Consider the following 3,720-nt stretch of genomic DNA (forward strand, 5'->3'; position numbering starts at 1 on the left):
AAGTCTTCAATAAAAACAAATTCCGCTTCATTTTGTGATTCTCTTTTTGGTTTAAACATCCCATTCACCATCCTAGAGTTATTACCTATATTATACCAAATTAACGCGGTGAATTGGGAAAGTAAAAGAAAAAAATAAAAGACTGTCGAGAGTTTCTCGACAGCCTGAGGTCCGTAACGGACCTTTTTCTTAGTGAACGAAAGCTGCTCCAACAATAATAAGAAGAATAAATAATACTACGATCAATACAAACGTACTTCCAACACCGTATCCGCCAACTCCGCAGCCGTAACCGCCGTAACCGCCATATCCGTACATAGAATTCCCTCCAATAAATGATTTAGTGTAGTTTAGTTTACATCCATAGGATATGTGGGCATATGCTTGTATGGTTTGTGCTTTTGCCCATTTATTTTTATATATAGAAAAAAATATAGGGTTGCAGCTTAGTGGTTTTTATTATAATCTGCGCAGCGCACGGTAATTTTCCTACAGTCATTCTGTCCCTGATTATAGCTGTGAGAGGAAATTTTTATTCTGGTCACACTTCACTTCATTTGAAATAAATTGTTTCTTAGCGGGATATATGGTATATTCCAAACGATAATGAGAATAAAGAGGTACAGAGATGACACTATTAAATGAAATCAATAAACGAAGAACTTTTGCAATAATTTCTCATCCGGATGCCGGAAAAACGACCCTTACTGAAAAATTGCTTCTATTTGGCCAGGTAATTCGGTCAGCAGGAACAGTTAAAGGGAAAAAGTCAGGCAAGTACGCTGCTTCGGACTGGATGGAGATCGAAAAAAAACGTGGAATTTCCGTTACTTCCAGCGTAATGAGTTTTCCATACAATGAGTTTCACATTAACATTTTAGATACACCGGGACATGAGGATTTCAGTGAAGATACTTACAGAACTCTGACTGCTGTGGACAGTGTTGTCATGATCATTGACTCTGTTAAAGGTGTAGAGCCGCAAACAATTAAACTTTTTAAGGTTTGCCGCATGAGAGGAATTCCTATCTTTACATTTATCAACAAACTCGATCGCGAAGGAAAGGAACCTCTTGCCCTTTTAGCTGAAATTGAAGAAGTACTCGGGATTGAATCGTATCCGATGAACTGGCCGGTAGGAATGGGGAAGAGATTTCTTGGCCTGCATGACCGATATACAAATACGTTTGTAAAATATAATGGTAATGAAGAAGAAGAAATTATCCCCTTGGATCAGCTGAACGGAACTGATATTTCTACCCATCAGACCTACCTTGATACCTTGAATGAAATCGAACTTCTAGAAGAAGCAGGAAATTCTTTTGATGTAAACAGGGTGCATAAGGGTGAGCTTACGCCAGTATTCTTCGGAAGTGCCCTTGCTAATTTTGGTGTCCAAACATTTTTTGACTCCTTTTTACAGTTTGCAGTGCAGCCTCAGCCGCGAAAAACAAATGAAGGTTTCGTACCTCCTGAAAACGAAGAATTTTCTGGTTACATTTTTAAGATTCAGGCCAATATGAATCCTGCCCATAGAGACAGAATTGCGTTTTTAAGAATTTGTTCTGGAACGTTCCAACGCGGTATGACCGTGAATGTCAGCAGAACAAACAAAAGCATTAAGCTGACTCAGTCTCAGTCGTTTATGGCCGGGGACCGTGAAACAGTGGACCAGGCTTATCCAGGCGATATTATAGGTATCTATGACCCCAACATTTATCAAATCGGGGATACATTGTTAGAAGGAAAAGATGCTTACTACTATAATGAGCTTCCTCAGTTTCCACCTGAATTGTTTAGAAAAGTACGGGTCAAAAACGTCATGAAATCTAAGCAATTTAAAAAAGGGATTGAACAGCTTGTTCAAGAGGGTGCAATCCAGTTATTCAGGCAGGACTCCACCAATGATATCATACTAGGAGCAGTAGGACAGCTGCAATTTGAAGTGCTGGAATACAGGCTCGGAGCCGAGTATAATGTGGAGATAGAATTTGTGTCTTTAGGAGACCGAATTCCCCGCTGGATCCAAAGTGAGAAGTTTGAAAAACGCGTTTTTGATTCGCGAAGCCTCCTTGTAAAGGATAGAAACGGGCAGTACGCTGTTCTGTTCGAAAATGACTTCACATACCGCTACTTTAGGGAAAATAATAAAGACATTGAACTTGTCGATCTCTTGGAAGCTAATAACTATCAGAGCTACCCTGCTGCAGACTAAAAGTATAATATCGAGATAACAATGTGATTTCCATTCATTTAGCAGACCATTTAGAAAACCGCACCTCAATTGTTGTACAGCTTAACAATTGAAATGCGGTTTTTTACTGAGAATTCATTCGAAGTCCATCTGTATCAGCTGCTGCCCGGTGGCAGCCCTTCAGTAGTATGAGGAAATTCCCTCTTTTAAACCAAACCTTTTCGGAAGACTTTTGGCATATTTACTTTGCCTGTATGCATAGTGATCCAGAAAATACTCTCCATTACCCTATTTTCTTTTCTCCAGTGAATCGGATTAATTTCTTGCCAAGCCTTCATGATCAGTAGCAAGTGGCGGCTGTTCCATCCATCCATTATCTATCAAAAGATTCATTCCATCCTCTGCTATTACTTCTATATCAGCAATCATGGTTGAATAGCTGACTCCTAAATCCCTGCGTTGGCTCAAAGCTAATGCTTCTCCATAATATCCAACGGCAGATGATAGGAGGGTTGCAACATGAAATAGCATAAGTTTATCTGAAAATGGAGAAAGTGTGGAATCAGTAACCTCTGTTTCAAATGTTCTTGGAATGTGCAAATTATCTTCATTCAACATCAATGAAAGAATTTCGAAATGTTTACGACAAAGCTGCCTGCCCCTCTCCATATACTTTTGTACTTTCTTTGATTGGGCAACCTGTCCGAATCCCAATTCCAATACAATTTTAACCATTGTTTTTTGTAAGTTAAGGAATGTCCCACTAACTTCCACTGCACTAATTGGCCTGCGTCTACCAAACCATCCTGTTAAAAAATTTTGTTTGGTTAAATACTCCACTTTTTGGTGATTGTTAAAAGTAGGTGGTTTGCTAATAATCCCTTTATCTAAAAGAACCGTAGTTGCTTTATCATAGAGTTCCATTGTCTCAATCAAAACGTGTCTAAAGTATTTCCTCTGTTCTTCATCTAGTATATTCCCCAATGCTCCTGCATATCGAGTCATACCGTGGACAGCCATAATCTGTACATAAACAATTATAAATGTATCTGTGAATAGCCGGGGAGCTTCTACTGTAACATCTTGATCAGTAAAACCCATTGGCTTTGGATAACCTTCTTTTGTAAGGAATTGCTCACACTTCACCAAGTGGCCTTCAGCTATTTCAAGGGCATATTGAACAACTTCCTGAACACTTTTATCCTCTATATGATAAAGAAAATGGCGAAAGACACATCGTGCCAGGCTATCATTCACATACTGCATCCAGAGGTTCGCAAGCTCCGATGAAGTTATTTTTGTATTAGTACTATGGTTCTCCAAATTTGTACCCCCTAGTATTTTATCTTGGTTAGTTTAACCAGCATCCTTTTTTATAAAACATTAACTTGATGTTATTCATGGGTTTGGTATTAGTACCATCCTAATCGATTCTGCAATACAAACAACAATCGAGTAGGAGGGGGTGACTAACCCCCGACCTCTCACACCACCGTACGTACCGTTCGGTATACGGCGGTTCAATT

Annotated in this window: 3 protein-coding genes; 1 reads left to right on the top strand and 2 read right to left on the bottom strand. The window is 39.2% G+C overall.

All coding sequences use genetic code 11. From position 1 onward, the window contains the following. Positions 1 to 189: 189 nt before the first annotated feature. Positions 190 to 318, bottom strand: a complete 129-nt coding sequence (locus tag GJU40_RS20260; protein WP_154309858.1) for a YjcZ family sporulation protein — start codon at positions 316 to 318, stop codon at positions 190 to 192. Between the two features lie 310 nt (positions 319 to 628). On the opposite strand from GJU40_RS20260, the gene GJU40_RS20265 reads away from it, so the two are divergent. Beyond that, positions 629 to 2,215 carry a peptide chain release factor 3 gene (locus tag GJU40_RS20265; RefSeq protein WP_154309859.1) on the top strand — a complete coding sequence of 529 codons (1,587 nt, stop codon included), beginning with the start codon at positions 629 to 631 and terminating at the stop codon, positions 2,213 to 2,215. A gap of 294 nt (positions 2,216 to 2,509) precedes the next feature. Here the strand turns inward: GJU40_RS20265 and GJU40_RS20270 are convergent, their stop codons facing one another. After that, positions 2,510 to 3,517: a DUF3231 family protein gene (locus tag GJU40_RS20270; protein ID WP_154309860.1), complete on the bottom strand. Its 1,008-nt coding sequence runs from the start codon at positions 3,515 to 3,517 to the stop codon at positions 2,510 to 2,512. Positions 3,518 to 3,720: the final 203 nt, after the last annotated feature.

It is taken from the genome of Metabacillus lacus (assembly GCF_009674805.1).
Classification (GTDB): Bacteria; Bacillota; Bacilli; order Bacillales; family Bacillaceae; genus Metabacillus_C; species Metabacillus_C lacus.

Excerpts from the sequence above, each read along its gene's own strand:
- GJU40_RS20260 (WP_154309858.1), bottom strand. The coding sequence starts at position 318 with ATGTACGGATATGGCGGTTACGGCGGTTACGGCTGCGGAGTTGGCGGA.
- GJU40_RS20265 (WP_154309859.1), top strand. The coding sequence starts at position 629 with ATGACACTATTAAATGAAATCAATAAACGAAGAACTTTTGCAATAATT.